We start from the raw sequence: 3,716 nt of genomic DNA on the forward strand, positions 1-3,716 counted from the left end.
TTGATAAATTATCAAAGATACTAGGTGGAATAGGACCTGTAATAATAATATTTACACTTTTAGTTGGAGCTATAAGTTTAAGCAGTAATATAGGTAATTTATCTCAAGCAGGAGAGATTCTTAAAACTGTAGAGGTATCTAGACCAGTTCCAAACGCATATCTATCTGGTGTAATATACACTACTTATAATACAATCGTTGTCATGGCGTTCTTAACAGGATTAGGAGCAAGTGCTGCTAATAAAAAAGAAGCTGTTTGCGGTGGTATACTAGGTGGGGTAGCACTTATGGCAGCAGCTATAATGATGAACTTAGCAATGCTTTCTGATGTAGGAAACTTATATTCAAAAGCAATACCTTCATTATTCTTAGCTGATAAGATTTCACCAGTAGTTGGAGTTTTATTCTCAGTAGTTCTTATATTAGGAATATATACAACAGCTGTACCTTTATTATGGTCAGTAACTAATAGATTTGTAGATGATAATCATCCTAAATTTAAATTAATAACAGTAATAACAGCTATATTAGGTCTTATAGGTGGATTCTTACCATTTGATAAGCTGGTTGGTATCTTATATCCATATACCGGATATATGGGCGTCATAATACTGGTTTGTGTTCTTTATAGACAGATTACAAAAACATCTGGCTATCAAGAAGGAGTTAATGGTAAATAAATAATTTAGAACTGTAAAATAGAGAGTTATATAAAAACAATTAAATTGTTTTTATATAACTCTTTTTTATTTTATAATTTATTTGTCATAAAATCCTTTTTTTATTATTTCATATTTAAGGGTAACTATAATAAACACTTTATTATTGATAATTTAAAGTCTAAGACAAAATTATGAATCATATATTTAAATAGATGGAAGGAGTGATAAAATTGGATGTAAAGTTTAATATTAAAGGTATAATTTATGGAGTTATAGCTCTTATATTTGTGATAGGAGGGTTTATATTCATACCAAGTATGTTTATAGAAAAAACTAAGCCAATAGATTATACAGTATTGCAAAGGAATTCAATACCAGAAAAGATACTAGATGTTATGGACAAATACACAAATGAAGAGAGGGCATTAGCAGCTAAAATTGATAATAAAATATACATCATAGTAACTAGGGGAAATAATAAATATGGTATTGAGATGGATAACATAGAAAGTGTAAGTGAAGAAGGAAAAGAAGTTTTGAGAGTTAAGATAAAGTATAAGGATAAGGAGGATTCTCTTCCATACATAGTGGTTGAAACAAATATAAGTGAACTTCCAGATAGAATAGAATTGAATTCTACTAAATAAATATATATTTTGTAATTAGATAACTATTTATTTGTATAGTAAAATAAAGTCATGGTTTTTATTAATGTAAATAAATCATGTCGAGGCTTTATTGATGTAAAAGCCATGACTTAAAATATTCATTGAATAATATAAAAATTAAATATTAAACAGAGTGTTATATTAATAGTATTGAGAGTGTTAATTATTTGGTGTAAGAATTCTGGTTTCAGTAACTATATAGTTTAATTGTGCATCATGAGTTTCTTTTGGAATAGAATCAAATACCTGAAAGTCAAATGCTATTCCTATAGTTATTGCGTCTTTTCTTAAGTTCTCTAAAAATCTATCATAAAATCCTCCACCATATCCTAATCTATAGCAATGTATGTCATATGCAACAGCTGGAACAATTACAACATCTAAAGATTTAATATCAATTGTAGGTGATTTTTCGTTAGGTTCCCTTATTCCATATGCACCAATTTTTAGTCCATTATCTAAATCTGTTATTTGAGTAGGAATTAATGTATGATTTTCTTTTATTGTAATAGGGCTTGAGACTATTTTCTTTAGAGATAAAAGCTTTTTGATTAAATTATCTGTGTTAACTTCATTATTAAAATCTAGATAAAGCATTATATTAGTTGCGTTTTTTATATCCTCCACTTGAAGTAATTTTTCTGTTATCAAATTTGAATTATTTAGTACAAACTCAGCACTTTTATTTTTTCTATGTTCAATAACTTTTTTTCTAAATTCTTTTTTCATAAAATATTCCTCCTTTAATATGTTATAATGTGAACAGAATTTGTATTCTAATATAAATTTTAGTATAGTTTATTGTAATAAGGCAATATATTTGGGTAAATGTAATAAAAATAACAGCTAGTCATATAATATATAATAGTTTATGTAAAAGGAGATGTATCTTGTGATTTCAAAAAAGAAAGCTATTTTTTTAGGGGTGATTTTAGTAATTATAACAGCTATGGCCACATCAGCGTTTCAACTTACATTAGGGAACAAAGTTGTAGTATCAAAAGAACTCTATGAAGGCTATAAAAAATATGATAAGTTGTTAGGATTAGAATCTATTATAAAACAAGATTTTTATAAAAAAGTCTCTGATAAAGATTTAGTGGATGGAGCATCAAAGGGGTTATTTCTAGGAACAAATGACAAATATTCTGGTTATTACACTAAAGATGAAATGGAAAAGCTAATAGAAGATAGTGAGGGCTCTTATGTTGGTGTAGGAATGTATATAGGAGCATCAAAAGATGGAGGACTAGTAGTAGTTCCTATGAAAGATTCTCCAGCAGAAAAAGCAGGAGTAAAAGCAGGAGATAAATTAATAAAAGTCAACGGAAAATCTGTATCATATAAAAATTCGGATGAAGCTGTGAGTATGATGAAAGGTAAAAAAGGTAAAAAAGTAGAGCTAGTAGTATTGAGAGAAGATAAACAACTAAGCTTTGAGTTGAAAACAGAACAGATAGTTGAGAAAAGTATAGAAAGTAAAGTAATTGATAATGATTTAGGATATATAGAAATTACCCAATTTATATCAAGTACATATACTGATTTTGACAAAGCTTTAAAAGGATTGAAAGAAAAAAATATTAAGGGATTAGTAATAGACCTTAGAAACAATCCTGGAGGTATGTTGGATATATGTAAAGAAGTTGCTGATGAATTAATTGGTGAAGGAACTATAGTATATACTAAAGACAATAAAGGAAATACAGAATACTTAAAATCTGATAAAGAAAAATTGGGACTTCCAATAGTAGTTTTAACCAATGGAGAAAGTGCCTCTGCTGCTGAGATATTAACAGCTGCAATTGTTGATAATAAAGAAGGTATTTCTGTAGGGACTACGACTTATGGTAAAGGGCTGGTACAGTCAGTTGTAAGGTTGAAAGATGGAACAGGATATAAATTAACTACTGCTCAATACTTTACACCTAATGGAGATTATATCAATGAAAAAGGGATAAAACCTACAATTGAAGAAAAAGATGAGAAAAAACAATTGGATGTAGCAACTGAATGGCTTAGAGAGCAGATTAATAAATAGAATTTAAAGTTTGTAGATGTAATAGAAAATAAAAAAATTGTTATAAGTAAAAATATAGAGTGGATAAAACTAACTTTTGGTATTGTTTCAACATTTTACTATATAGTTTTATTGTTAAAAGTTTTAACTTAGCTTTTAAAATATGGGTAATTAAACATTTTAAAATACATGTAAAAATATTACTGGAAATTTAGCAGTCCAGTAATATTTTTTTGATTTAAGGAATATTAATATTAATAATTCTATTTTCTAATACTATACCTACTCTTATGTGAACTACCATCCACTTAACTACCTACGGTAATGTTTGAAGTGGTGGCTTCTTGGTCAAGATAACTATTGTTA

The 3,716-nt window shown here is 27.7% G+C and carries 3 protein-coding genes and 1 pseudogene; 3 read left to right on the forward strand and 1 reads right to left on the reverse strand.

The genetic code is table 11. The annotated features are described in order from the left end of the window. Both KGF52_RS20540 and KGF52_RS20545 read left to right on the forward strand, forming a co-directional pair. A pseudogene (locus KGF52_RS20540) lies at window positions 1-680 on the forward strand (hypothetical protein); the annotation flags it as partial. A 212-nt stretch (window positions 681-892) separates the two neighbouring features. Next, complete coding sequence (locus KGF52_RS20545) at window positions 893-1,309, forward strand: hypothetical protein (RefSeq protein ID WP_255611832.1); 417 nt, start codon at window positions 893-895, stop codon at window positions 1,307-1,309. A 180-nt stretch (window positions 1,310-1,489) separates the two neighbouring features. Here the strand turns inward: KGF52_RS20545 and KGF52_RS20550 are convergent, their stop codons facing one another. After that, entirely contained in the window at window positions 1,490-2,059 is a 570-nt protein-coding gene (locus KGF52_RS20550; RefSeq protein ID WP_227841456.1) for a 5-formyltetrahydrofolate cyclo-ligase, read from the reverse strand. 154 nt (window positions 2,060-2,213) lie between these two features. Between KGF52_RS20550 and KGF52_RS20555 the strand changes: the two genes are divergently transcribed. After that, window positions 2,214-3,371 carry a S41 family peptidase gene (locus tag KGF52_RS20555; protein WP_227841457.1) on the forward strand — a complete coding sequence of 386 codons (1,158 nt, stop codon included), beginning with the start codon at window positions 2,214-2,216 and terminating at the stop codon, window positions 3,369-3,371. Window positions 3,372-3,716: the final 345 nt, after the last annotated feature.

The organism is Clostridioides sp. ZZV15-6597 (assembly GCF_020657815.1).
Lineage (GTDB): Bacteria > Bacillota > Clostridia > Peptostreptococcales > Peptostreptococcaceae > Clostridioides.

Coding starts and splice junctions, on each gene's coding strand:
- KGF52_RS20550 (WP_227841456.1), bottom strand. CDS start 2,059: ATGAAAAAAGAATTTAGAAAAAAAGTTATTGAACATAGAAAAAATAAA.
- KGF52_RS20555 (WP_227841457.1), top strand. CDS start 2,214: ATGTATCTTGTGATTTCAAAAAAGAAAGCTATTTTTTTAGGGGTGATT.